General features: G+C 71.2%; 21 protein-coding genes and 1 pseudogene. 12 read left to right on the top strand and 10 right to left on the bottom strand.

Annotated features, from left to right (window positions below):
- Nucleotides 1-142 precede the first annotated feature (142 nt).
- The 11 genes from ACIPW5_RS34860 to ACIPW5_RS34810 all read left to right on the top strand — a co-directional run bounded on the left by ACIPW5_RS34860 (nt 143) and on the right by ACIPW5_RS34810 (nt 9196).
- Nucleotides 143-904 (top strand): hypothetical protein, encoded by a 762-nt coding sequence (locus ACIPW5_RS34860; RefSeq protein WP_401253876.1) that lies wholly within the window; start codon nt 143-145, stop codon nt 902-904.
- Entirely contained in the window at nt 901-1587 is a 687-nt protein-coding gene (locus tag ACIPW5_RS34855) for a dTMP kinase (RefSeq protein ID WP_401253873.1), read from the top strand. The genes ACIPW5_RS34860 and ACIPW5_RS34855 overlap by 4 nt, the downstream gene beginning before the upstream one ends.
- On the top strand, nt 1580-2449 hold the full coding sequence (locus ACIPW5_RS34850) for an isocitrate lyase/phosphoenolpyruvate mutase family protein (RefSeq protein WP_401253870.1): 870 nt from the start codon (nt 1580-1582) through the stop codon (nt 2447-2449). The genes ACIPW5_RS34855 and ACIPW5_RS34850 overlap by 8 nt, the downstream gene beginning before the upstream one ends.
- A 29-nt stretch (nt 2450-2478) precedes the next feature.
- A complete protein-coding gene (locus tag ACIPW5_RS34845; RefSeq protein WP_401253867.1) occupies nt 2479-2910 on the top strand; it encodes an NUDIX domain-containing protein in 432 nt (143 codons plus the stop codon).
- 5 nt (nt 2911-2915) lie between these two features.
- A complete protein-coding gene (locus ACIPW5_RS34840; protein WP_401253864.1) occupies nt 2916-3581 on the top strand; it encodes a TylF/MycF/NovP-related O-methyltransferase in 666 nt (221 codons plus the stop codon).
- The gene (locus tag ACIPW5_RS34835) at nt 3578-4501 is read left to right on the top strand and encodes an NAD(P)-dependent oxidoreductase (protein WP_401253861.1); all 924 of its coding nucleotides are present in this window, start codon (nt 3578-3580) and stop codon (nt 4499-4501) included. Before ACIPW5_RS34840 ends, ACIPW5_RS34835 begins: the two co-directional genes overlap by 4 nt.
- Nucleotides 4498-5364 carry a hypothetical protein gene (locus tag ACIPW5_RS34830; RefSeq protein ID WP_401253858.1) on the top strand — a complete coding sequence of 289 codons (867 nt, stop codon included), beginning with the start codon at nt 4498-4500 and terminating at the stop codon, nt 5362-5364. The genes ACIPW5_RS34835 and ACIPW5_RS34830 overlap by 4 nt, the downstream gene beginning before the upstream one ends.
- A gap of 30 nt (nt 5365-5394) precedes the next feature.
- The gene (locus ACIPW5_RS34825) at nt 5395-7278 is read left to right on the top strand and encodes a radical SAM protein (RefSeq protein WP_401253855.1); all 1884 of its coding nucleotides are present in this window, start codon (nt 5395-5397) and stop codon (nt 7276-7278) included.
- Entirely contained in the window at nt 7275-7994 is a 720-nt protein-coding gene (locus ACIPW5_RS34820; protein ID WP_401253852.1) for a 2OG-Fe(II) oxygenase, read from the top strand. The genes ACIPW5_RS34825 and ACIPW5_RS34820 overlap by 4 nt, the downstream gene beginning before the upstream one ends.
- Before the next feature lie 92 nt (nt 7995-8086).
- Nucleotides 8087-8248: a hypothetical protein gene (locus ACIPW5_RS34815; RefSeq protein ID WP_158718651.1), complete on the top strand. Its 162-nt coding sequence runs from the start codon at nt 8087-8089 to the stop codon at nt 8246-8248.
- Nucleotides 8249-8305: 57 nt separating this feature from the next.
- On the top strand, nt 8306-9196 hold the full coding sequence (locus tag ACIPW5_RS34810) for an aKG-HExxH-type peptide beta-hydroxylase (protein WP_401253849.1): 891 nt from the start codon (nt 8306-8308) through the stop codon (nt 9194-9196).
- A 252-nt stretch (nt 9197-9448) separates the two neighbouring features.
- Here the strand turns inward: ACIPW5_RS34810 and ACIPW5_RS34805 are convergent, their stop codons facing one another.
- The 9 genes and pseudogenes from ACIPW5_RS34805 to ACIPW5_RS34765 all read right to left on the bottom strand — a co-directional run bounded on the left by ACIPW5_RS34805 (nt 9449) and on the right by ACIPW5_RS34765 (nt 22339).
- Nucleotides 9449-11494, bottom strand: a complete 2046-nt coding sequence (locus tag ACIPW5_RS34805) for an Hsp70 family protein (protein WP_401253847.1) — start codon at nt 11492-11494, stop codon at nt 9449-9451.
- Nucleotides 11491-12093 (bottom strand): hypothetical protein, encoded by a 603-nt coding sequence (locus tag ACIPW5_RS34800; protein ID WP_401253844.1) that lies wholly within the window; start codon nt 12091-12093, stop codon nt 11491-11493. The genes ACIPW5_RS34805 and ACIPW5_RS34800 overlap by 4 nt, the downstream gene beginning before the upstream one ends.
- Nucleotides 12090-13820: a hypothetical protein gene (locus ACIPW5_RS34795; protein WP_401253841.1), complete on the bottom strand. Its 1731-nt coding sequence runs from the start codon at nt 13818-13820 to the stop codon at nt 12090-12092. Before ACIPW5_RS34795 ends, ACIPW5_RS34800 begins: the two co-directional genes overlap by 4 nt.
- Before the next feature lie 77 nt (nt 13821-13897).
- Nucleotides 13898-17434 carry a HelD family protein gene (locus ACIPW5_RS34790; RefSeq protein ID WP_401253838.1) on the bottom strand — a complete coding sequence of 1179 codons (3537 nt, stop codon included), beginning with the start codon at nt 17432-17434 and terminating at the stop codon, nt 13898-13900.
- 285 nt (nt 17435-17719) lie between these two features.
- Complete coding sequence (locus ACIPW5_RS34785) at nt 17720-19315, bottom strand: recombinase family protein (protein ID WP_401253836.1); 1596 nt, start codon at nt 19313-19315, stop codon at nt 17720-17722.
- 70 nt (nt 19316-19385) lie between these two features.
- Nucleotides 19386-19832: pseudogene (gene rsgA / locus ACIPW5_RS34780) on the bottom strand (GTPase RsgA); the annotation flags it as partial.
- A gap of 245 nt (nt 19833-20077) precedes the next feature.
- On the bottom strand, nt 20078-20761 hold the full coding sequence (locus tag ACIPW5_RS34775; RefSeq protein ID WP_401253834.1) for a response regulator: 684 nt from the start codon (nt 20759-20761) through the stop codon (nt 20078-20080).
- Nucleotides 20758-21846, bottom strand: a complete 1089-nt coding sequence (locus ACIPW5_RS34770) for a sensor histidine kinase (RefSeq protein ID WP_401253831.1) — start codon at nt 21844-21846, stop codon at nt 20758-20760. Before ACIPW5_RS34770 ends, ACIPW5_RS34775 begins: the two co-directional genes overlap by 4 nt.
- 28 nt (nt 21847-21874) lie before the next feature.
- Entirely contained in the window at nt 21875-22339 is a 465-nt protein-coding gene (locus ACIPW5_RS34765; protein ID WP_401253829.1) for a DUF1453 domain-containing protein, read from the bottom strand.
- Between the two features lie 364 nt (nt 22340-22703).
- Here ACIPW5_RS34765 and ACIPW5_RS34760 point away from each other — a divergent pair, with 364 nt between their 5' ends.
- Entirely contained in the window at nt 22704-23120 is a 417-nt protein-coding gene (locus ACIPW5_RS34760) for a VOC family protein (RefSeq protein ID WP_401253826.1), read from the top strand.
- On the opposite strand, the gene ACIPW5_RS34755 is transcribed toward ACIPW5_RS34760, so the two are convergent.
- Entirely contained in the window at nt 23036-23785 is a 750-nt protein-coding gene (locus ACIPW5_RS34755) for a helix-turn-helix domain-containing protein (RefSeq protein ID WP_401253823.1), read from the bottom strand. The two genes, ACIPW5_RS34760 and ACIPW5_RS34755, sit on opposite strands and share 85 nt — an antisense overlap.
- Nucleotides 23786-23801 lie beyond the last annotated feature (16 nt).

The raw sequence follows: 23801 nt of genomic DNA, 5'->3' as shown, positions 1-23801 counted from the left end.
CTTTCTCTGCGACCACCCGGACACGTTCCGCTGGTGGCGCTCATAAACACTCATGAGCGTGGGCCTTCGTGGCGGCCATCTTGGTGGAGCACCACCGACCGGAGCCGCGTGCCGCGACTCCCCGGACGTGAGGATCCGACCTGTGACCTCCTTGACCCTGCCGCCTCGGCCTCCCGGTTCGCCGCCGCTGGCCCATGCCTGGCAGACGCTGGCGGACGGACTGCTGACGCAGCGGCTCCATCTCCATCTCGACGAATGGCGGGCTGCCGTCGCCGAGGAGAAGGCGCTGCCGGACGTGCCGGGCGCCGATCTCTCCGTGCTGGCCCAGCGCCCGTCTCCGCTGCCGGCAGGCAACGGGTCCGCGATGGCGCTGCTGGAGGACGCCGGGCTCGGCTTCTGGTGGGAGCTGCCCCAACGACACGGAACGGAGTCGCGGAACCAGCGCGGGGCGCTTCACCGCGCCGCCGACACCGCTGCCCAGAGCATCCTCGCGGAGCAGTCCGGGGCGGCCTGGTCCGACGCCGTGACGGCCGTCAGCGCCGCCGCCGCGTGGTGGGTGGGCTTCTTCACGGTCATCCGCCACCGCGGGGTGCACCACATCACGCTGGAGCCGCACCCGGGCCCGCTCCATGAGCAGGCCCTGGGCACCGCGGTGAGCGTCGTGGCCCACGGCATGGCCACGCGGGTGCTGGAGGCGGCGCTGCGTGACTCCGACGATGACCCGGCCCTCCGCGCCGCGTACTGCCGGGCCATCGAGGCCGGCATCTGCGCCGAGCCCGAGCTGCCCCGCCTCATCGACGAGTTGGCGGAGCTCCGGCTTGTGGACCTGGTATCCATCACGGCCCGCTGGCGGGGCCGCTTCACCAAGTACGCCGGCGGCACGGGAGCGGGGCAGGTCGAATGAACCACCGCTATCCGTTCATCGTCGTCGAGGGGCTCGACGGCACCGGCAAGACGACGCTGCGCAAGGGCCTGTTCCGGCTCTGGGAGGGGCTCTACGGCGTCACCCCGCTGTGCGTGCTCACCACCAACTTCCTCGCCGCCGACCAAGCCGCCGCCATCGTCACCGGCAAGTACCAGCCGAACGCAGGGAACCGTGACGCCTACCTGTCCGCGATCGCGGCGGACAAGCGGGCCACGCTGGATCGCCTCGTGCTCCCCCAGCGGCGGGCCCGGCCGGTGATCGCGGATCGCTGGCTTCTCAGCGAGCTGGCCTTCTTCGCCGTGAAGCACGGTATGAGGGCGTCGGAGACGTACGAGACGCTGGCCGCGCAGCTCACCGTGGCCCCCGATCTCACACTCGTCCTGGACCTGGAAACCGACGCCTCGATGAGCCGGGCGCAGGCCCGCCAGGGTGACGCCGTCCGGGCCGACTGGGACGTGCACGACGTCCAGAGCCGGGTTCGCGAGACCTACGAGGCCGTGGTCTCGAAACCCGACGAGTTCCCGCTCCTCGGCGACGTGGTCCGCCTGGACGCCCGCCGGCCCCGGTCCGAGGTGCTGCTCGCCGCCTGGGACGTACTGCGTGAACGGCAGCTGGTGCCGCCGGTCGCCGCCCGCACGGAAGGAGGAGAGACCCATGGCTGACGGCACGAAGGCGATGCATCTGCGCAGGGCCCTCGCCGACAGCGAGCGGAAGCACCCGCTCCTGGCGATCGGTGCGGTGAACGCACTCGCCGCACACGTCGCAGCGGAGGCGGGCTTCGACGCCCTGTGGGTGAGCGGCCTGGAGGTGTCCGCCGCCTCCGGGCTGCCGGACGCCAACGTCCTGGGCCCCCGGGACCTGTCCGACGTGGTCGCCTCGCTCGGCCGTGTCACCGAACTGCCCGTCGTCGTGGACATCGACAACGCGGGCGGCTCGGGGCGCACGGCGGAGCGGTTCGCGTACGACCTGATGCGCGCCGGAGCCGCGGCGGTGTGTGTCGAGGACAGCGCGTACCCGAAGTGCAACAGCTTTGCGGCCCACCGGGCCCAGAACCTCGCCGACCGGGACCTGCTGTGCGAGCAGGTGGGGCGCATACGGAAGATCGCCGGTGACGGCCTCGTGGTCGTGGCCCGCACCGAGGCCCTGATCGCCGGTGAGGACATGGCCACGGCGATCGCCCGTGCCGAGGCGTACGCCGAGGCCGGAGCGGATGCGGTACTCATCCACTCCAAGGACGCGGCCGGTGAGCAGGCGCGGGCCATCGGGCGAGCGTGGAGCCACGGCGTGCCGCTGGTCAGCGTGCCCACGGCGTTCCCCGACCTGAGCGCCGCCGAACTCGGCGAGGCCGGCTTCCGCCTCTGCATCTACGCGAACCAGCTCAGCCGTGCCGCCCTCGCGGGTATGCGCACCGCCGCCCGTCAGTTCCGGCGTGGTGGGAGTTTCCGCTCCACCGTCGCGGGATCTCTGGCGGAGGTCGGCGACCTGATGCGCGTCGGCGAGCCGGAGGCGCTGTCGTGCCTCTGACGCCCGAGCTGCCTCGGATCAGCGTGTCCGTGAAGGCAGCGATCGTGCGCGACGGCGCCGTCCTGCTGCTGTCGTACGACGACGAGGCCGGGTTCCACTACAACCTTCCCGGCGGCAAGGCCCAGGTCGGCGAGGACCTGCGCCAAGCCGTGAACCGCAAGGTCGCGCAGGAAACCGGCCTGCAGGTCGTGGCCCGGCGTCTGTTGTGCGTCGTCGAGTACGTCCCCGAGTCGTGGCAGGGCGAGTTCGGGGACGTACAGAAGGTCCAGTTCAACTTCCTCGCGGAGCAGGTGGACGACGCGGAGCCGCGCATGCCGGAACCGCCGGACCCCATCCAGGTGGGCTTCGAGTGGGTTCCGCTGAAACGTCTTGGCGACGTGTACCTGTTACCCCGGATCAACCGCCCGCTGTCGGCGGCGTTGAGCGGGGAGCTCGTCGACCCGTTCGTGGACAGGTGGTGACCTTCATGGATCCGACGTTGAAGGATCTGCGGGAGTGGCTGCTGCGGGAGCACGCCGGGACGGTCTGTGCCGACCGGCTCCGCGTGATCGCCGACGAGCTCGCCGACCTGACTGCCCGCGGTCTGCAAGGCGCTGTGGTGGAACTCGGTTGCTACAGGGGCGCGATGGCCCTCTGGATCCGTGGCGTGCTCGAATCGCTGGGCGACCACGACCGCGAGATCCACGTCTACGACTCCTTCCAGGGCATGCCCGCGCCCGGCACCGAGGACTCGGACCATCTGGCGGCGGGCGAGCTCCGGTCGTCCCCGGACGACGTGCGCGCCACGCACACGACCTGGGGCAGGCCGGCACCGGTCATCCATCCGGGGTGGTTCGACGAGACCCTTCCCAAGGAGCTGCCCGATGACATCGCGTTCGCCTACCTGGACGGCGACTTCTACGACTCGACCCTCACGGGCCTCACGCACTGCGTCACCCGCCTGGTGCCGACCGGCGTGCTGCTCGTCGACGACTACGCGGACTCGACGGTCAACCCGCGGGCCTGGGACGGGCTCCCGGGGGTGAAGCGCGCCTGCGACGCGTACTTCGGCACGCCTTCGCCCGTGACCGTCGTCGTCGGCGAGGGCGATCTCGCCTTCGGCCGGTACGAGAAGTCGGAGTTCCCCGGATGAGCGCTGTCCTGGTGCTACGCGGTGCGGCGGACGCGAGCGCGATCCGCCGCGCCCTGCCCGATGTCCTCGTACACGAGTTGCCGAACCTGGACTCGCCTATACCCACCGACACGGCCGTGCTCGTCCTGCGCTCCGGCATCCGTGTCGGCGAGAGGGAGCTGGACGCGCTCCCTCACCTGCGGCACGTCGTACGGGCCGGCTCCGGCATCGACCACATCGACGTGAACGCCCTCCGGCACCGTGGCATCACTCTGCACCGCAACGCCGAAGCCGGCGCGGGCGCCGTGGGCGAGTGGGTCCTCGCCGCTGCACTCGCCCTGGCCCGGCGGATCCCCTTGGGGCATCACGGGCTGCTGCTCGGCCAGCACGAGAAGCAGGCGTGCATGGGGGCGTCACTCGGCACCCTGGCCGCAGGTATCTGGGGCGCAGGTCCGGTCGGACTGGCCGCCGACTGGGCCCTCGCCCCCTACGTAGGCCGCACGGCCTTCGCCGCGTGGCCGTCGAACCCTCCCGGTCTGCGGGAGCTGACGCCGACAGCCCTCATGGAGCAGTCGCAGGTACACGTGATCGCTCTGCCGCTGCGTCCCACGACCGAACAGCTCATCGGCGAGGACTTCCTCGCGCGCGTCGCTCCGCAGCGGCCTCTGCTGATCTGCGCCGGGCGGCTGGAGACCCTCGACGTCGCCGCCTGCCTGCGGGCACTGGCGGACGGAAGGCTCTCGGGCCTTGCACTCGACCCGGTCGAGCGGGAGCACCTGCCGCTCCTCACCGGCTCCACGACGCCGCTCAACCTCCTGGCCTCACCCCACATCGGGGCCCAGCGCTCCGACGTGCGCGGCGCGCTCGACCGATGGGCCGTCGATCTCCTCAAGCAGATCACCGCTGACGACAAGATCCTGATCGAAGGAGGCCACCGGTGAACCCATCGGCACGACTGCGCCGGGAGATCGCCGACAAAGTCGCCCAGGCGCTGGTCGCTTCCGGCGAGGCCCGCGAGGTCTGGCTGGAGGGAGCCCTCGCCTGCGGCTTCGCCCACGCGGCAAGCGACATCGACCTGCGCGGCATCGTGGACGGCGAGCTTCCGGCGTGGGAGTCGCGCATCGTGGACGGCGTCCGCGTCGACCTCCAAGCGGCGGGGCCGCAGAGGGCGGGGGAACTCCGTCACCTGCTCCGCTCCTTCGACGTGCGCCGCGACGACCTCGGATCGTTCCGCCGGGTACGCGCCTCGATGCACGACCTCATGTGTCTGCGCACCGCCCTCTCATACGGCTCCGGGCGATGGGATCCGGTGCTCGATCCCGGGGAGCGCCAGGGCTACCGACGCTGGGCGGTCGCCGACCAGGCCGAGGTTGCGGCGAGTCTCGCGGAGGACCTGACCGGCCTCGTCGAGGACGGCCTGGCCGAATCGGCCGGCGTCGTGTGCCGGAAGCTGGAGACCTGCCTCACCGCGCTCGGCTGCGCGGCGGCCGGCCACCCGGTCCTGGGCGACAAGTGGCTGCCGCTGCTTGCCGACGCGCAGCCCCGCCCGTCGATCGACCCGGCTCGCGCAGAGACGTGGGAGTGGTTCCGTCCGGTTCAGCGAGGCGTGACGAGAGCGCTTCTGGTCTGCTGGCCCGTCGACGACCCGCTGCAGAAGCCTCCCCATCTTGGTGCCCCTGACGCCGGCTGGCTGCCCCAGCGGTACGCCGACGGGTGGTTCCTTCGCCGTGGCGACGTCCACATCCCCATCACCGGCGGGCAGCTTCTCGGGTGGCTGTCCACGGTCTCCACCGATGACGCCTAGACCGCGTCTCTCCTCCTCCGGAGTCCTCTGATGCCCGTCACCCGCACCGCCTCCATCGACCTGGAGAGTCTCTACGCCCCGCTGCCGAGCACCGGGACGGACACGGCCGTCTCCGTGATCCTCAAGCTCCGCGGGGAGACCTGCGACATCGACTGCCTGTACTGCTTCGAGAAGCGCAAGGAGTCCCCGGGCGGCGCCCGGATCAGCGCGGAACAGGTCCACCGCCTCGGTTCGATCTTCTCCAGGCGTCCGCTCAGCGTCGAACTCCACGGCGGGGAGCCCCTGACCGCCGGCCGGGAACAGATCGCAGAGATCCTGGACGCGCTCGCCGCACAGCCGAACGTCATCCGCGTGAGCCTCCAGACCAACGGCCTCCAGCTCGACGACGCCTGGCTGGACCTGTTCGAGCGGCACTGCCCCCAGCTGGAGATCGGCATCTCCCTCGACGGGGACGCGCTCGGAAACTCGTGGCGCGTCGGTTACGACGGCAGCCCCACGTACCCCCGAGTGGTCGAAGCCCTGGAACTCCTCGGCCGTCGGGAACGCCGCGTCGGCGTCATCTGCGGCGTCACCCCATACGTCCTCGGCCGGGCCTCCGAGGTCATGGAGCACCTCGCCTCCTTTCCCGCCGTGACGACGGTCAGCCTGGTGCCGTGCTTCGACGCGGCGGTCACTCGGTCGACCACGGTGGCCGGATCCCGCACGCCGACCAGCCGGGCACTCCAGCGACGGGCCATCGGCCCCACCGGCCCGGCCTGGGCCGTCACGCCGCGTCAGTACGCCGACTTCGTGCTGGAGGCCGCCCACCACTGGGTCGCCGACGGCCTGTTCCGCCGCGTCAAACTGGAGCCCGTCGTCTCTGTCATCCGCCGCCTGAGGGGACTACAAACCCGTTCCTGTCACTTCTCCGACTTGAAGTGCGACCACGTCCTCACCCTTTATCCCGATGACCGCCTGGGAAGCTGTGACGAGCTGCCCTGGCCGCAGGCTGGCCTGGCCGCGCTCGGTGACGTACACGCTGAGGCGGACGTGGCCGGCGCCCAGGGCAGCTCTCCCCTGCTCCGGCAGGCGCGCTCCCTGGTCACGAAGTGCACGACCTGCGACTACCGCGACACCTGCGGCGCGGGCTGCCCGGCGGTCCGCCTCCGCTTCGCCGCCGCAGGCGACGAAGACGCGTACTGCGACCACCGCATGCGCCTGATCGACGGCGTCGCCGCCCTGCTCGCCCAGCCGGACCTCCCGCCCGGTGCCTCCTGTTCCCGGCTACGCTGGCGTCCCGTCCGCCCCAACGACATGCACCACGTCGTGGCGTTCCTGGCCCGCTGGGATGACCCCGCCGCACCGCGCCCGCGAGCACGCCTCCAGGTAAGCGCCCAGGGCAACATCAACACGGTCGGCCTCCCCGGCGTTCACGAGGCGGACGATCTCGACCCGCGACACCCCCAGTGGTACGAGGGCATCGAGTCCGGCGTCCGCCCGGTCGTCGACGCGCTCACCGCGGGCTGGAACACCGTCACCTATGACAGCTGCCAGGGCCACGCATACGCCGACCTTCCCGGAGCCGAGCCCCGATTCCTCTCGGTCGGCAGCCTGCCGCGCGACCGCGCCGAGTACGCGCGAACAGCGGCACGCCTGTGCCGTGCCGCCGGCCGAGCCGAGTCCTCCCTGCCCGGAGCGTGTTCGCTGGTCCTCGGCCGCAACGAGCTCACGTGCCGGACCACCGGCCGGGCGTATCCGACGCTCGACCTCCATCTCGTACCCTCTGCCGGCACCACACCTGCCCAGTACTTCGAGAACCTCACCGACGCCGTGCACGTACTCACGGAGGCCCTGGCCGAAGCCGCCTCTGCCCCGCCGTCCGCCCTCTGCGCCTGCGCGACCGCAGCCCGCTCCAGCGATGGAGGCGCGCAGTGATCCACATCGCTGAGACGCTGTCCGTCCAGACCGTGGAGAGCTTCCTCAGACCGAACGAGATCGAGCGCCTCAACGACGTCATGGACGACGCGCTCGGCCCCCTCGGGCGCGACCGGTACGGCGCGGGCCGACATACGACTATCCACGAGATCCCCGGCCACTCCCCCGCCGAGGCGCAGGACGTCTACGAGCCAGTCGGTCGGATCGAGATGACCGACATCCCGTACGAGGCGACCGCCCTCCTCGACCAGGCCCTCAAGCTCCACATGGCCGCCATAACGCGCACCCTGCCGTCGGTCACCGGCCACCGGCCGTGGATTTACCTCGAATACGGCGCCGGTCAGTACATCACCCCGCATGCGGACGGCATCGCCCCCGATCCCCTCTCGCGTCCCCGGCAGATCGCCGCCGCGACGGTCACGCTCACGGACACCCAGGACACGGGCGGGGCGTTCTACGTGGAGACCACGGGCAGCGACGCCGCCTGGACCACCGACGAGGCGCCGGCCGGGTCGGGTTACGCCCCGGGGATGCGCTTCGCACACGACGGGACGGACTTGTCCTCTCCCTGGTTCCGCAGCATGCCGCGCACCCGGTGGAGCGTCGCACCCGCTCCCGGCACTCTCGTGGTCTTCGGCAGCCAACTCGTCCACGGCACCGAACCGGTCCGCGCCAGCTGCGTTCGCAAGTTCCTGACGCTCTTCGTCTCCGAGTAAGGAGCCGTGCATCCGTGACCGGCCCCCGCGGCCCGCCCGCACCAGCCCTTCGCCCCGACCCACCGCCCCTACCTGAGGAGAGAGAGCGAGCAGTGGCAGACGACAAGACGTTCGACGAGTTCCTGGAGGCGGTCGCGTCCCTGCGTGACAGCGACCCGGTGCGCACCACCGCGCACACCTCCAACGCGGCCACCGAGACGTGGCTGGCCACCACGGTGCAGCCTGACGCCGCTGAGCCCACCACCGAGTCCTGACCCGCCACGGGGCCGGGCCCGTCCCGGTCCGGCCCCGTTCCACTCCCGGAGCCACGCATGAGCGCTCTCTCCCCGGAAGCCCTGGTCGCCCTCGACGGTATCGCCGACCACCAGCGCCAACGGACCAGCCGGATCGCCTCCGTACTCGGCAACCGCCTCGGCGCGTTCGCCCTCGACTACGCCGTCGCCCACCACCTGCTCGAAGGCGCCGAACACACGGCGCGCGCCCGGGACGCGGACCGCCTCGCCTGGTACCGCCGTACGACGGTCCGAGACCTGACCCACCTGTCGGCCGGCCCGCACATCGTGCTCAGCCCGCGCCCCGCGGACCTGCTCCGCTCGGAGATCTCCGAAACCGCGTACTACCTCGTCCGCCCCGACACTAGCCCTGCCCCAGCCGAGGCCCATGGCCTCGTTCGTGCCGCCCTCGCCTCCGCGACCGAGCACGGCTTCGGCACCCTGCTCACCCAGCATGCCCCCGTCATCTGCCTGCTCAACCGTCGCCGGCTGGACGAGACCCTCCACAGCTGGGCCCTCACCCGCCTCCCGGGCACGGTCTTCACCGACTACACCCCCCACCCCGAGGTCCTGGCCCGCGACCTCATCCACGAGGCCGCCCACAACTGGCTCAACGACGCACTGGCCGCACACGACGTGCGCCTCCCCGCCGATGTCACCTTCTTCTCCCCCTGGCGGGAAACTCCTCGTCCCGTCTACGGCTTCCTTCACGCCTGCTGGGCCTTCTCCCTCACCGTGCTGTACGCACGGCAGGCCCGCCGCGACGCCACGGGTGCTGTGGTCCCCTTCCTCGACGTGCATCTGCGCCAGCAAGAGAGCCAGTTCGCCTCCGCACTCGATTCGCTGGCTAAGGCACTCTCATACGTCTCCGCTGACTCGCTCCGTGATCACGTCAGCCATGCCGTGAGCAAGGCCGTCGAATCGGCGTAACCCGGGGGCTGTCCGAGCTCCCACCCCTGACAGCGCCGTAACAAGGATGCGAACGGAGTTCCTGATCAATAGCGCTCTACGCGGTCGTGAGCAAGGTCGGGGCGCTCGACGGCACCGAGCTGTACCTCAAGGTGGGCCGTAAGGTCGCCGTCTGAGCCTGGGCCCCGGTGCCTACCCACCCGTGTGGGTAGGCACCGTTCTGGTTGGGAGACCGAGTCGCTAGGGGGCACCGCCAGCACACCGGGGTTCCCCTTACCCCCGCCCCCGCGGCGCCACACAGGTACGTTCGGTGAAGAACCAGCCCCCTTTGGAGCAGGTGGCGCCCAGAACCCGGCCTTTCTCCCGAAGCCAGGGATAGCGGCCTTGCAACTCCGCAAAGTTGTCGTTCGTCACGACCGTCGCGCCGGATTCATCCGCGATGACTGCCACGAGGGCGTCGCCCTTGCCCTCGGTGCCGGCTGGCGGCTGGATGATGTCTCCCTTGCTGAGGGCGGCCTCCACGGCCTCACGTTCCGCGTTTGCGACCTTGTGCCGGAAGCTGGCGTCAACCACGACATGAATGTCGGCCTGCGGATACTTCTTGGCCAGCGCCGCCCGCGCGGCCTGAAGCTGAGAGAAACTCGGGTGATCGTCGTCCTCGTAGATCCCCGGGCGAACCGGTGAATGACCGATCCAGGCGAGGTTGGAGCCGTCGACGACTATGGTGTGCGGGCCACCGTCGAGCGGCACCGGACGCGCCTTCGGAGGCGCGGGAACGGGGCGGGTGCCTGCTGCCGAGGCTGCCGTCCCGAGAGGGTCCGGATTCGAGTTGCCCTTCAGCAGGCGGTCCAGCTCTTCTCGGACCTCGGGCGTGGGGCCACCCGAACCGAAGCTCTCGACCTCTTGGTCGACCACGACCTCGCCCGTGTGCTCCAGGGTGGCCTTGACGTGGAGCAGGCCGTTGGAGTCGTACGTGTACTCCAGGTCGAAGCGGGACTCGTCGCGGACCCGCGGCGTGGGGTACGTGAGGGTGAGTTCGGTGAGCTGCACGTTGTCGCGGTGGGCGAGCTCCTTGTCCGGGTCGCCCTCCCAGATCTCCACGGACAGCTTCCGTGCGTGGTCCTTCTGCGGCGTGTAGCTCTTGCGCTCCTTCCAGGGCAGCGGCGAGTTCCTGGGGATGATCTGGCTGAACCGCTTGCGTCCCGAGGAGTCCTTGACCATCGTGCCGAGGGCATGGCTGGTGGCGACCTGGATGACTCCTTCGGTCTCACCGGCGAGCACAGCCGCCGCGATCGACGCGCCGCGCGCGACCGCTGTCATCGGATCGCACAGTTCGGTAGGCACGGGCTCCGTCTGGAGTGCCTCGGCGACTGCGGCCCGCACGCTGGGGATCTGGCTCGTACCGCCGATCATGAGGATGTCGTCCACGTCGAGCGGGGCCATGTGCAGGTCCTTCAGGCATTGCTCCACAGGCCCGAGGGCGCGGTCGACGAGGTCGCCGATCGCCTCCTCCAGTTCGCCCTGGTGGATCTCGACACCGACACCGTCGGGGGTGACCACCGTGACGGACGGCTGGGAGGAAAGCAGGATCTTGTTCCGCTCCACGTCCAGCCGGAACTGGCGCTCCTGTGCCGGAGTCCAGGCCCTGCGCGCAGGCGCTCGCTCGAGCACAAGTTCACGCAGCCGCCGGTCGATCTCCAGGCCGCCGAGCTCTGTCACTCCGCGTGACGCGCGCTCCTCGAAGAACCCGTCCGAGTAGTCGAGCACGGTCACATCAATGGTGCCGCCGCCCCAGTCGAAGACCAGGATCTGGGAGTCCTCGCGGAAGTCGTGGACATACGAGATGGCAGCCGCTGTCGGCTCGTTGAGCAGAGCCTGGACCTCGATGCCGGCGAACCGCGCCGCTGCCCTGGTCCGATACCGGGCGGCGCCCGTCGCGTTGGCGGGCACAGTAATGACGGCGCGATCGATGTCGGTGAGGTTGTGCTGGGCGCCGTCGCGCATCGCGGTGAATACACCCGCCGCGACGGTGGTCGCCGCGAAGCGCCTGCCCTGGATGGTCACGTACTCGTCGCTCTTAAGGAGACGCTTGCAGGCTTCAGCCGCCTCCTCGGAGCGGAGCTTGGCCTCCCAGCCGAACAAGGGGCCGCGTCGAAGCGAGCTGACACCCACGACCGAGGGGAAGAGCTGCTCAAACCCGGGCCGCCGCCAGTCGGCATCAATGTGGTGAGCGTCGAGTGGCAGTACCTCGGCGTTGTCGCCCTGCCACTGGGCCACGACGGAATTGGTCGTACCGAAGTCGATTCCTGTCGAGGTCACTTGGCATCGCCTCCCCGCACGTCCGCCGCACTGGTCCCGTCACGCTCCGCCAGGGTCCTCGGGGCTGGGATGCGGCGGAGTTGGCCGGCGAGCAGCAGCTTGTCCGTCGCCTGGTCCACGTAGGCCGGCCGGAGCAGCTCGAAGCCCTCACCTTCGCCCTCGACGACGACGAAGAGCTCCTGCTCGTCGGCCTCCTCGACCACACGGACCCCCATGTCGATGAGGGAGGCGCGCACCGCCCGGCGGATGGCCTTCGCTCCCTGTTCGGGCGTGCTTGCGAGGACGTCGGTCTCGACCAGCCGCGCGATGTGCTCGTCCCGCGTCCTGAATGCCTCCAGCACCCCCTGACGCAGCGCCGCGTTGACTGTGGCGGGGGTCGGACGGGCGTCCTGCGGAAGCTGCGCGATCAGCTCCGAAGCTCGCTCGGTGAATCGGGCAAGGAGCTGCGCCGGATGAAGGAGTTCCTCCGGCCTGAGGGTGCGCAGTTTCATGTCCGCCGCGAACTCCTGGTTCTCCTTGCGGCGGGTCCGCCCCGTGGGCTTCTTGGTCTGTCCGGCCGCGTTCGGGCTGCTCTTGCGGCGTGCGGACTCGCTGCTCATGAAGTCGTCCTGTGGTCGTGATCGGGGCGCCGGGGCGCGGTCAGCAGGGTGGAGAGGAGATCGGCGATCGCGCGGTTGCGTATCGCTGCGAGGTCAGCGTCGGCCCGGTGCGTGGTCCGGCGCGGCATCGCGACGAGTCCCGGCGTCAGGGACCTCGGTCGCACCGTGAGCAGTCGCAGGGACGCAGGGTCCAGCGGCAGCACGAAGAAGTCGGACCAGTCCTCGGTCCGCTCAGCCTGCTCAATCCGGCGCTTCGCCCAGTTGGCCTGCGCCGCCAGGTCGAGGTCGTCCCGGTCGGCCCGTCTGCGCTCGCGCCACTGGTGCTTCCACTGCTCACTCTTGTGCGGCAGCCCCAGCTCCAGATACGGATTGGCGGGCTGGTCCCGATCGTTGCGCCTGGTTCCCCGCCGACGGTCCAACAGAGCCAGGTTCTCCTCGACCCGCTGGTCGGTTCGGGCGACACGCGCCAGCGAGACATAGGCGAGGTCGAGATCGTCATTGAGCAGAGCAAGGTAGGCGAACATGTTCCACGCCTCAGCCGCGTGCTCGGCTGACGCGCCTTCGTGATCGACGAGCTTGTCCACCTGTGCCTGGGCTTTCTTCCTCTCGCCCTGGCAGATCAGGTCGTAGGCATGCCGCAGCGCCACGAGGGCGTAGAACGGCCCGCGCGCCGGATTTACCGCGGCCCTCGGCTCCCACAGGGAGCACATCAGCCGCCACAGCCCGCGGTCGGCGGGGATGTCCGGGTCCCAGGAGCCCGTGACAGCGCCATCGCGCACCTTGCGCAGGCGAAGCACCAGCTCGCGAGGCAGCAGCCTCTCGAGTTCCTTGAGGACGTCCGTCTCACCATCCGCGACACGCAGGAGCAGGTCGTAGAGGCTGCCCGGTGCCGGCTGGACCGGGTCGCCCGCCAGGAACGCCTCCCGCTCGCCGGGCTCGTCCCAGCCGAGCGAGCGGGCAAGGGCGGCATCCGTCTTCTCCGGTGCGAGCCTGGCAAGCAGGTAACGCTGTTCGCCGGCGTCCGCCCGCAGGGCCCACGGCTGATGGCCGCGGTCCAATACGCCTGCCTCGATCAGGTCGTCGATGATGCCGAGGGGCGCCCAGGGGACGATGGCCCCCAGATGGTGCGTGGACAGCTCTTTCAGGTTCCTCCGGGCAAGAGCCTGCTGAAGCGCGAAAGCCCCGGTGGGGTCCGCCTCGGCACCACGGGGGATGTTGTCCGTGCCAAGGTCAGCCGCCGGGGCCTCTCCCATGATCACCGCGAGTCGGCGCTCACCAACCGGGGAGAGCCAGGGCAGGCCGACTTCGTAGACGGTGGAGAGCACGGCGGCGGTCTGCTCGACGGCCCGGCCCGGTTCGACGGCTTCGAGCAGGGCCTTAACGGCGTGGACGAGTTGGGGTGTCGGCTGTCCGTCCAGACAGGAACGAACGGTGTCGGCGCCCCACCGCAGGGTTTCGTCCTCGGCGTTCGTGGACTCCAGCAGCCCGCGCAGCACATCCTCGACACGCGCCACCGCCTCCGCACCGAAGACCCCGGCCCTGCGCCACTTGCGCAACGCGAATCCGTCGACCACGCCCCCGGAACTGGTGACCGCGGCGGAGCGTCGGGCGGACCGCCGCGCCCGCCACGCCTCGACCATCTCAGCGCGTGTCATCGCCTCCGTAAACGGCGGTGCCCCCGCTCCGAATCCACCGATCCGATCGGCCGAAGCGTCCTCGTTCCCCATGCGCCCCGCTCGTCTCCCGCGTTCGAAACCTGCATCGTATTTTGACAGGTCTTCTCAGGTGGCGGCAGGCACCCTCACTAGGGCGCGATGTGCCGCGCGCCCGGCCCAGCCCAGGTCCCGTCGGCTCGCCAGGTGAGGAGCACGCTGAAAGCGCCATCGACCGCGTCAGCCACCCATGGCTCCGCCGGTTCGCCGCCCAACACGACGACGAGGAACTCCGCCTGGCCTTCCGTACGCAGGTGGGACACCTCCATGAGGTGAAGCACTGACTCCCGGATGGACGGGTACATGCTGTCCTCGCTGCCCAGTACGTCGAAGAGCACGGTGCCGTCAGCCCGCGTGCACCAGGCGTCCACGAAAGCGCTCTCCCCGACCTCCGACGCACTGTCGTAGAGGTCGGCGAGCAGGCGGTGCCGGAGCGCTTCGTGGGACCGGTTCGACCGCGCCGCCACCGTGCGGGCGGCCACCAGGTCTTCCAGGCCGCTGCTCGCTGCGGCCGGCTGGTCTTCCTTCGCCTGCTCCTCTTCGACGAGCAGGGGTGACGGGTCGGTGGGGGACATGGTCGTCCTTCGGGGCTCGGGAAGGAAGTCGGTGACGGCCGGCGGTCTGAGGTAGTCCGTACCGGGTTCGCGCACGGTCAGCAGGGAGCGGCCGTCGGGCGAGAGCCGCCACTGGAAGTGGCTGCCCTTGACGATGACACGGGTCTCGAACAACTCGATATCCGCAGTCCGCAGATCATCGGCGAGCGCTCCACGCATCGCGCGTACGAAGGTTTCATCGGACACACCGCGAATCTGCCCCACCCGCTCGTATCCGGCGCAGGCCGAGGCGGTAGCGTGCACCGCTTCTGCGTCGAGCAGGCGGACCGGTTCCTCGGCACCGAGCAGTGGTCCGCTCTCCCTCACCGGCGCGGTCAGCGCCGATCTCCGCGCAGCCCGGGCGTCCTTGCCCACCCGGGAAGCGACGCCCTCCTCGAACTGCGCGAAGCTCCGCTCCGCGTGCACCGCGTCGTAGCCCGTGATCGTGTCGGCCTCGGGACTGAGCACGATGCGGAATCCCTCGAGGTCTAGCACCCAGGTGCCATCTGCGGCGCGCAGGTGCCGGGCCCGCTCGACGAACGCGGCCAGCATGGTGTGCAATTCCACCGCCGCTTCGCGCAGGCCGCCCCGGTGCCGTACGACAAAGGCCCCGCACGCCCCCGAGCTGAGCCGCACGGCGGCACGCTGCCGCGCATCGAGGTTGAGACGGCCCTGGTCCTGCGCACCGACGATTGGAGCAAGCCTCCGGGGCTGGGCCACGACCACCGGTTCAGCCGTGCGGAAGCCCCCGCAAGGGGCCGTCCTGCACCATTTGTCTGGGTGGTGAGTGGAATGGGTGCACGGAGTCCCGTCAGCGAAGTACCTGCTGCACAGGCTCGCCGCAGGATCCGCGACCGAGCCCTCCGCCTCATGAGGGGACGGCGAAGGAGCGGATGAGGCAGTGGGGGCGGGAACGCGGTCCGGGCCTCCGATCTGCGGGGGCAGAGGCAGGGCGTGGACGACGGTCAGCGACTGGGTACACCGGGTCAGCGCGACATACAAATGCCTCAGGCCGACAGCCTCGTCTGTGACAATCTCGGCAGGCTCCACCACGACGACGTGGTCGAACTCGAGACCCTTCGCCTCAGCCGGGGTGAGGACGGCAAGGTTCCCGAGACTCTCTGAACCGAGCGCGCGCGCGATATCGCTGGCCCACTCCCCGACCGGCGGCACGATCACGCCGATCGAGCGTTCATCCAATCCGGCAGGTGCGCTCGCCCGTAGCCGTGCTACGGCCTCGGCGACCAGAGTGCCTACCTCCGCCCCCTGGATCACGGCGACGCCCGCGCCCGTGTCGCGCACCGAGTCGGGCACTGTCACGCCGGGCGCGCAGTGCTCGCCCAGCCGGGCCACGAAGGCCATGACCTCTCCTGGTACGCGGAACCCCGTGAGCAGCTGAGTGACCCGCCCTCCGCCCTGGCCGGCGAGCACCACCCCAAGGCCGTCCCAGTCCTGGTGGACGTAGGGCCCGGTCGACTGCGCGAGGTCGCCGAGCACCGTCATCGAACCGCTGGGGCAGCGCCGTGCCAGGGCCCTGGCCTCCATCGGCGTGACGTCCTGTGCTTCGTCGATGACCAGGTGCCCGTACACCTTCTGGGGGCGTCCGCCCAGTACGTACTCCAGCTCATCGAGAAGGACCATGTCTTCGCGGCTCAGTTCCGTCCGCGAACGCGCCGTACGGCTCACCGGACCGGCTCCTAGGCGGGATGCGGTGAACAGATCCTGTTCGGCGGCCGACAGAATGCCCTCGGCGGCCCGGCTGAGGCTGGCCCCGCCGGAGAACAGGCCCCGCAGAATGTCCTGGGCCGCAAGGCTGGGGCAGATCCGCTTGAGGAGGCGTACGATGGGGCGGGCCCTGGCCGTCTCGGCCAGGTAGTCGATGTCGGCAGGGCCTGGCAGCAGCCCGACGTAGACATCGGTCAGGTGCTGCGTGATCCGCTGTGTGCAGCGCTCCCGACGCACCTGGTACGGACTGTCGCCGGCCAGCGCCGCAGCAGCGATCTCCGCTATCTCCTCCACAGGTACAACGACTTCGCGGCGGTTCAGCTCGAAGGTGAAGACCGGCCCGCCCACGAGCGCGGCCAGCCGTTCCACCGAGCTCGTCGTCTCGCAGTCGACGGCCCTGCGCAGCACCGCGGCCATCCTCGGATCAGCCTTCACCGCGGCGATCGGACGGGGGTCTCGGGGCGACGCTGCTGCCGACCAGAGCGCGGGAAGTTCGAGCATCGACACGTCGTCACTGCCGAGTTCGGACAGGGTGACGCCCACGTAGTCGAGGAATCCCCGATTGGGGCCGATGACGAGTATTTCCTTGGCGGTCCGGTGCTTGTTGTCCAGCAGCCAGGTCACGCGGTGCAGGCCGACCGCCGTCTTGCCCGTGCCCGGACCGCCCTGGATCACGAGCACGCCCGCAGGCTCCTCCGCCACGAGCCGAAGCTGTTCCCGCTGGATGGTCTCGACGATGTCGTGCATCGAGCCATCACGCGCACGGTCCATCTCGTCGAGGAGCGGATCACGCCACGCCGGCTCCTCGGTCGCTGTATCCGGCGCGTCGGCGGCGGCCGGTGCCGCCGGTATCTCCGGTACCGCCGGTGGTCCCGCTTCCGACCCATGGAGATCGAGATAGCGCTTGACCACCTGCTGGTCACAGATGATCTGGCGCAACAGCCGCACCTGCCCCGGATCCCGCTCGCTGGTCAGCCGCCAGTTCACCGCAGCCTGCGAACTCCAGGAGACCACGACAGGATTCCGCTGCTCGTCGCGCACCACGCGCCGCCCAACGTAGAACGTCTCGCGGCCCTCACCCTCGTCGACATCGGCCCTCATGAAGACGAGGGACTTGCCTCCGATGTCGAAGGACGCCAGCTCCCGCTCCCAGGTCTGCCGGGCGTCAATGGAGTCCTTGCCGCTGGCCGCGACGTCGAGGCCGCTCAGCTCCGACGCCTCCTGCCGGGCCCGCTCCAGACAGGAATACGCATGGTCAACCGCACGCTGTTCAGCAGCAAGCACGGTTGCACGTCGGGTGCGCTTCGGCATCCTCGCTCATCCCCTCCTTCCGCATGCAACGCAACGGGCCAGCGAGCACGGCGGATGTTCCTACTGTAAATGCGCGTTGATCGTTGCTCGGCGCTGCTGCAGGAGAATTAGCCCTGCGGGCGGCTCTCCACGACAGCGGGCTCCCCCGTACTGTGCGCAGCGGTCATCCTGCCGAGGAGCATCAGAAGCTGGACACTCTCCCTCGTCTGACAGATGCACCACCTCTCGCAGATTCCTCCGGAACAGGGTTCTCCCTGTTCCGGGACCACAGCCTCACGAACTACGTCAGGCGGCCCACTGGGGAACAACCCGGCCGAGAATCGGCGTCCGGTCCCCGGGGAACCGTGCGGGAACGATCGTCAGCGACTTCAGGACGCAGCCCAGGAGCATGCGCCGGTCCGCGAGCGTCGACTCCGCCCACGCGTCCGCCAGCGCCTCGCCGTCGGCGAAGAAGACAGAGAGGTCGGCTTCCCGTGCGACTTCGGCCGCTTCGAGGTCGAGTGACCCGATCACCGCTGACTGCTCGGCTGCCAACGTCTTGAACCGGTCTTCGGACAACGTGCCTCCCACGTAGAAGTCGTGTTCCAGTTTGTCGCGGCGTGTCCTCGCCGCATCGAGGCCGGCCATGACCTCCTTGCGGCGCTGTTCCTTCTCCACGTCGTGGAAGACCGCCCAACGTCGAACTATGGCGTCGAGGCCCGGGGATCCGTGTTCGAGAGCCGAGACGTGGCTAAGCCACATCGCCTCGACCGCCGCGTCCATACGCGGCGCGCGGACCACCACACCGGGGCAGGCGTCCTTGCCGTACGCCGATCGGGTGCGGCACCGGTACATGAGGCTGCGGGCGCTGCCGCTGCCGCTCCCGGTCATGCCCTTCCCGCAGTACGGGCAGGAGAAGATGCCTCCAAGCAAGGTGGTGTGCGGGCGTTTCCCGCGTGATCCCCCACCCATCTTGGTGACGCGCGCTTCGATCAGCGCGAGGATCCGGAGCCGCTCCCCCGGGCTGACGACACCGGTCCCGATCACCACCGGGTTGCCTTCGGCGTCCCGCACGGGCTCGGCGGAGGGAACCCATATGTCGAGGGGCTGGCCGTGCTCGTCGAACCGCCTCTCCTTGGTCGGCAGCAGGCCGGCCCATGCCGTCGAGCGCACCATGCGCGTGATCGCGCGGGCGTCCCAGCGGGCGCCGTCGCGCGTCCGAATGCCGTCCCGTTCCAGGTCGTGGGCCACGCGCATCGCGGACTTCCCTGCCAACAGCTCGTCCGCGATGCGGCGGGCGTGCGGGTACTCGGCAGGGTCCGGTTCGATGTGTCCCGACCCCCTGGGAGACCGGACGCCGTACGGGGTGCGACCGCCCGGCCACCGGCCGGCGGTGCGTGCCGCGTTCTTTCCGGTCGTCACCCGGAGGGTGAGGTCCTTGATCTCCTTGCGAGCGCGTTCGGCCAGGATCGCGAAGACGATGCGGGTGCCCGGCTGGCTGGAGTCCAGGCGTTCCTGGAGTACGAAGAGCCGAGCCCGCCGGCGGTCGAACTCGTCCAGGGCCGTGCCTATGGCAGCCATGCCCCGTCGGTCGAAGCGGTCCGTCTTCCAGACGGCGAGCGTCTTGATCTCGCCGTCCATGACGGCGGCCATCGCGCCTTCGAGCTTCTCGCGCCGCACGTGCTGCTTGGAAGCGCTTCGCTGCTCCAGCCAGACCTTGCGGACGGTGAGCCCCTGCCTGTGCATCTCATGGCGCAGGTCGCGCGCGTGCTGCTTGAGGGTCTCGACGGTCTCCCTCTTCTTGCTGCGGCGCAGGTAGAGGTCGACCAGTTCCTCCGGGGTCTTCCCCGCCAGTTCCTCGGGAGAACCGTCCCGGAACTCCTCTGCCGTTTTCTTCGCCATAGTGCCCTCCTACCTCACAGATCCGGCCGCTCCAAACGGCATCTGTGCAGGTGAGGGCTGGTGTGTACTACGCGGCGCTCTCCCAGGCGAGCGCGAGGAACCGCTCGATGCGGCCGAGGTCGAGCTCGACTGCGAGGGAGACCGCGATGACGGCGTGGTCGACGTTGGCGGCGAGGATCTGTCCCTCGGAGCGCTGTGAGGAGGTGGACCGCACGAAGGCGGTCCGGCGCGGCAGGTACGCCTTGACGTAGCGCGGGCTGCCGGTCGTCTCGACGGCGGCCCAGTCGCCCGTGCAGATGACCCGGAGCGGGTCGTGGGGGGTGACGAACGCGGTGTCGGCGCGGATCACGCCGTCTTCCGTCATCACGTCGCACTGGCCCCGGTCGACCCGCACGACGCGGCCCGGGACGAGTCCCCGGTCTGCGTACGGGGCGAACTCGGCCGCCCATGCCTCGTCCCAGCCGAGGGCGGCGAGGGACGGGGTGGAGGAAGAGGAGGAAGCGGAGGAGGAAGTCAAGGGGGACCCTTCACAGGGTGGCCCCGGCAGCGCCCGCCCGGAGGCGGTGCGAGGTGTGTGTGAGGTCAGCCGGAGGCCACAGGGGCGGAAACGATGATGAACTCCTGAATGCGGGCAGTGCCCGTCACCGTGACAGTCATCAATGTCCTCACCTCCTGCTTCCTGCTGGTCAGGGCGGCCGCGGCCGGACGCCGCGTGCCGTTCCTCCGGAACCCTAGACCGCCCCGTCCGGCCGCACCACCGAATTAATCCGCGAGGCCGTTGCGGAAGGCGTAGCGGACGGCCTGGGCGCGGTCGCGAACTCCGGTCTTGGCGAAGAGGTTGTTGACGTGCGTCTTGACCGTGGACCGGCCGATGGTCAGGCGCCGGGCGATCTCGGAGTTGGAGTGCCCCTCGGCGATCAGGGTGAGCACCTCGCCCTCACGGGCCGTCAGGCCGTCGGGCAGGCCCGTGCGGGGGGCCTGCGGCGGCTCCGCGGCGACGGCCGCGGCCACCAGGCGTTCCTGGGCCGCCCGCCCCAGGCTGGTCGCCCCGTCCCGGACGGCCGCGAGGGTGCGGGCGATCTCCTGCGCGTCGGCGTCCTTGGTGAGGTAGCCGCGGGCGCCGGCCCTGAGGGCGGCCAGCACGGACGCGTCGTCGCTGTACGTGGTGAGGACGACGACCCCGGTGCCGGGGTGGCCGGCGGTGATCAGCCGGGTGGCCTCCACCCCGTCCATGCGGGGCATGCGCAGGTCCATCAGCACCACGTCGGGGGCGTGTTCGGCGACGAGCCGGACCGCTTCGGCGCCGTCGGCGGCGGAGGCGACCACCTCGGTGCCGGGGAGCAGGCCGAGGAGGAGCACCAGGCCCTCCCGGACGACGGTCTGGTCGTCGGCCACGACCACGCGTACCGGGGTGTCGGGAGCGGTGGCGGGATCGGTGGCGGTCACGGTGACAGGGGTCCTTCCAGCCGGACGCGGAAGCCGGTGCCGTACGGCCCGGCGTCGAGGGCGGCTCCGATGAGTTCGGCCCGTTCGGCCATGCCGAGGAGCCCGTACCCGCCCCCGGAGGCGGCCCGGTGGGCCGGACCGGTGCCCCCGGAGTCAGTGACGCACAGCGCCCAGCGCTCCGCCGGGTAGGAGAGGGTGATCTCGACGTCGGCGCCGGCGGCGTGCCTGCGGGCGTTGGTCAGGGCCTCCTGCGCGGTGCGGACGACCGCGAGGGCCTGCTCGGGCGGCAGCGGGCGCGGGCCGGGGGTGACGGTGAGGGCGCAGACGGAGCCGGTCGTACGGCGGTACTCCTCGGCCAGGCCTGCGAGGGCCTCGTGCGGGGCGGGGGCGTCGCCGCGCAGCACGGCGACGGCGCGGCGGGTCTCCTCCAGGCCGCCCTTGGCGAGGGCGCGGGCCCGCTCGACGAGGGCGGACGCCTCCTCGTGGCGTCCGGCGGCCAGGGTCAGGCGGGCGCTCTCCAGGTGGATGAGCTGGGCGGAGAGGGAGTGCGCGAGGATGTCGTGGACCTCCCGGGCCACGTGGGCGCGTTCGGCCAGCAGCGCGCGTTCGCGCTCGGCCTCCTCGGCGGCGAGGCGGGCCCGGCGGGCGCGGACGTACGCGTAGGTGCCGCAGAGGCCGACGACGTTCCACAGTTCGACGGGGTCACGGCCGTGCAGCAGGGTGACGGCGGCGACGGCGGCCGCCCCGCAGCCGAGGAGAGCGCCGGCGACGGCCCTCGTGTGCCGGGCGGCGGCGAGGCCGCAGGCCGCGAAGACGAGGACCACCCACGGGGTTGCGGGTGCCAGCAGGCCGGTCGCGCAGGCGGCGGCGAGCCCCGCGCCCAGGGCGGCGGCACCGGCGGGGGTGCGGTCGAGTGCGGTGGCCCCGAGGACGGTCATGCCGAGCCCGGCCAGACCGGAGCCGAGGGCGGCGGCGCCGGGCGGGGGTGCGAGCAGGCCGTAGAGGAACCAGCCGAGGAGCGCCACCAGCACGGCGACCCTGATGTGGGTGGTCGTGAGCTGGGGCAACGGGCGTGACATCGGCATCCGGCCCACTCTAGGGGCGCCGTGTGGATCATGCGGGCAGCGGGACCCGGCGGGCGCGGGCGGCCAGGACCAGGCCCTGGGCCAGGACCCAGGCGGCGAGGGTGAGCAGCAGCGCTCCGGTGTGCGGGGGTATGCCGCCGGCGTAGCCGAGCAGGGCCAGGGCGGCCCGGGTGGCGAGGGAGAGGGCGAACAGGGCGAGGACGGCCCGGTTGCCCTTCGCCCACGGGGTCCCGTCGGGCTCCCGCCAGACGGTCATGGCGCGGCCCATCAGGAGGCCGAGCCCGAAGGCCACCCCGGTTTCGGCGGCGAGCAGCAGGACGGCGGCCACCGGGTGCCGGGGCTCGACCAGCCCGCCGCCGGACACGGCGAAGAAGGCCAGCACGGCGGGGAGCGTCCAGAGCCGGCCCTGTTCCTTGACGGGCCGCCCGGTGAACCGGCGGACGACGACGAGGGCGATGACGAGGGCGGTGACGAGCAGGCGTGCGGCATCCATGCGTTCCACGCTAGGAGCGGGCCGGGCCGTTGTGATCGGCGCGGGGGTGGATCCCGGGTGGACCTCCGCCCTCCACCCGGGGGTGGAGAGCGGAGGTCCCCGGGGCCCGGGAGCGCGCACGCCGAGGGGGCGGGACCCGCGCACCGGGGCGGGACCCGCGCACCCCGGGCCCGGGGACCGCGCGCCGGAGTCCGGGACCCCGCCCCGGAGCCGGACCGCCGGGCCGCGGGCGGCGGCGGCCGGAGGGCCGCCGGCGTGCGCTGCCGCGACCGCGCCACCCGGCCGGACGGTCTCGGGCGGCCGCCGGCGGCCCGTGTCCGTTTCGTTCAAGACCGCAGGCCGGCCGCGTGCCTAGCCTGCGGGCATGACTCCACGACTCGACATGATCGGCCTGGTCGTCTCCGACATGGCCGCCTCGCTCGCCTTCTACCGCCGGCTCGGCCTGGACGTCCCGGCCGGGGCCGAGGCCCAGCCGCACGTCGAGGCCGTACTGCCCGGCGGGCTGCGGATCGGCTGGGACACCGAGGAGACCGTCCGCTCCTTCGACCCCTCCTGGAGCCCGCAGCGCGGCGGGCAGCGCCGGGAGCTCGCTTTTCTGTGCGAGTCCCCCGCGGAGGTGGACGGGCTGTACGCGGAGCTGACGGGCGCCGGGTACGAGGGGCACCTGGAGCCCTGGGACGCCTTCTGGGGCCAGCGCTACGCGGTGGTGCTAGACCCGGACGGCTGCGGGGTCTCGCTGTTCGCCCCCGCCGCCCCCGCCGCGGCCGCCGACGCCGTGTAGGCCCCGAGGGTGGTGCCGGCCAGCGCCCGCACCTCGCGGGCCAGGTGCGCCTGGTCGGCGTACCCGGCGGCGAAGGCCACCTCGGCCTGCGGCAGCCCCCGCCGGGCCAGGGCCAGGGCGTGCTGGAGGCGCAGGATCCGGCCCAGGGTGCGGGGGCCGTACCCGAAGGCGTCGAGGGACCGCCGGTGCAGCTGGCGTTCCCCGAGCCCGACGGCGGCCGCGACGGCCGACACCGGCTGCCCGGCGCGGAGGCGGGCCGTCACCTCGGCGGGGAGCGGGTCGGGCGGGCCCGCGGCGGCGAGGCGGGTCCGGGCCAGCGCTTCGAGGGCCGCGCACGGGTCCTCGTACGCGGCGGTGCGCTCGGTGAGCCGGCGGACCTCGGCGGCGGGCCACAGGTCGGCCAGCTCCACCCGCCGGTCGCGCAGTTCACGGGCCGGTACGCCGAGCAGCGCGGGCGCGCTGCCGGGGGCGAGGCGGAGTCCGGCGAAGGAGCGGCCCGGTACCTCCCCGGCGGGGTGCGGGCCGGTGTCGGGGCCGGCGACCAGCAGCCGGCCCCCGGTCCAGAGGAGGTCCATGCACCCGTCGGGCAGCACCACCCCGCCGGGCCCCTCGGCCCGCCAGCGCACGGCGCCGGGGACGGCCCCGGACGGTGCTTCCTCGTACACACCGCCACCGTACGGG

The organism is Streptomyces sp. NPDC090077, assembly GCF_044747545.1.
GTDB lineage: Bacteria > Actinomycetota > Actinomycetes > Streptomycetales > Streptomycetaceae > Streptomyces.
Note: the sequence above shows the minus strand (reverse complement) of the source record. Positions and strands in the feature narration are given on the sequence as shown.

What these genes read in the sequence shown, in the direction of transcription:
- ACIPW5_RS34835 (WP_401253861.1), top strand. Translation starts at nt 3,578, where the DNA reads ATGAGCGCTGTCCTGGTGCTACGCGGTGCGGCGGACGCGAGCGCGATC.
- ACIPW5_RS34810 (WP_401253849.1), top strand. Translation starts at nt 8,306, where the DNA reads ATGAGCGCTCTCTCCCCGGAAGCCCTGGTCGCCCTCGACGGTATCGCC.
- ACIPW5_RS34840 (WP_401253864.1), top strand. Translation starts at nt 2,916, where the DNA reads ATGGATCCGACGTTGAAGGATCTGCGGGAGTGGCTGCTGCGGGAGCAC.
- ACIPW5_RS34825 (WP_401253855.1), top strand. Translation starts at nt 5,395, where the DNA reads ATGCCCGTCACCCGCACCGCCTCCATCGACCTGGAGAGTCTCTACGCC.
- ACIPW5_RS34770 (WP_401253831.1), bottom strand. Translation starts at nt 21,846, where the DNA reads ATGCCGATGTCACGCCCGTTGCCCCAGCTCACGACCACCCACATCAGG.
- ACIPW5_RS34800 (WP_401253844.1), bottom strand. Translation starts at nt 12,093, where the DNA reads ATGAGCAGCGAGTCCGCACGCCGCAAGAGCAGCCCGAACGCGGCCGGA.
- ACIPW5_RS34785 (WP_401253836.1), bottom strand. Translation starts at nt 19,315, where the DNA reads ATGGCGAAGAAAACGGCAGAGGAGTTCCGGGACGGTTCTCCCGAGGAA.
- ACIPW5_RS34765 (WP_401253829.1), bottom strand. Translation starts at nt 22,339, where the DNA reads ATGGATGCCGCACGCCTGCTCGTCACCGCCCTCGTCATCGCCCTCGTC.
- ACIPW5_RS34795 (WP_401253841.1), bottom strand. Translation starts at nt 13,820, where the DNA reads ATGGGGAACGAGGACGCTTCGGCCGATCGGATCGGTGGATTCGGAGCG.
- ACIPW5_RS34850 (WP_401253870.1), top strand. Translation starts at nt 1,580, where the DNA reads ATGGCTGACGGCACGAAGGCGATGCATCTGCGCAGGGCCCTCGCCGAC.
- ACIPW5_RS34855 (WP_401253873.1), top strand. Translation starts at nt 901, where the DNA reads ATGAACCACCGCTATCCGTTCATCGTCGTCGAGGGGCTCGACGGCACC.
- ACIPW5_RS34760 (WP_401253826.1), top strand. Translation starts at nt 22,704, where the DNA reads ATGACTCCACGACTCGACATGATCGGCCTGGTCGTCTCCGACATGGCC.
- ACIPW5_RS34790 (WP_401253838.1), bottom strand. Translation starts at nt 17,434, where the DNA reads ATGCCGAAGCGCACCCGACGTGCAACCGTGCTTGCTGCTGAACAGCGT.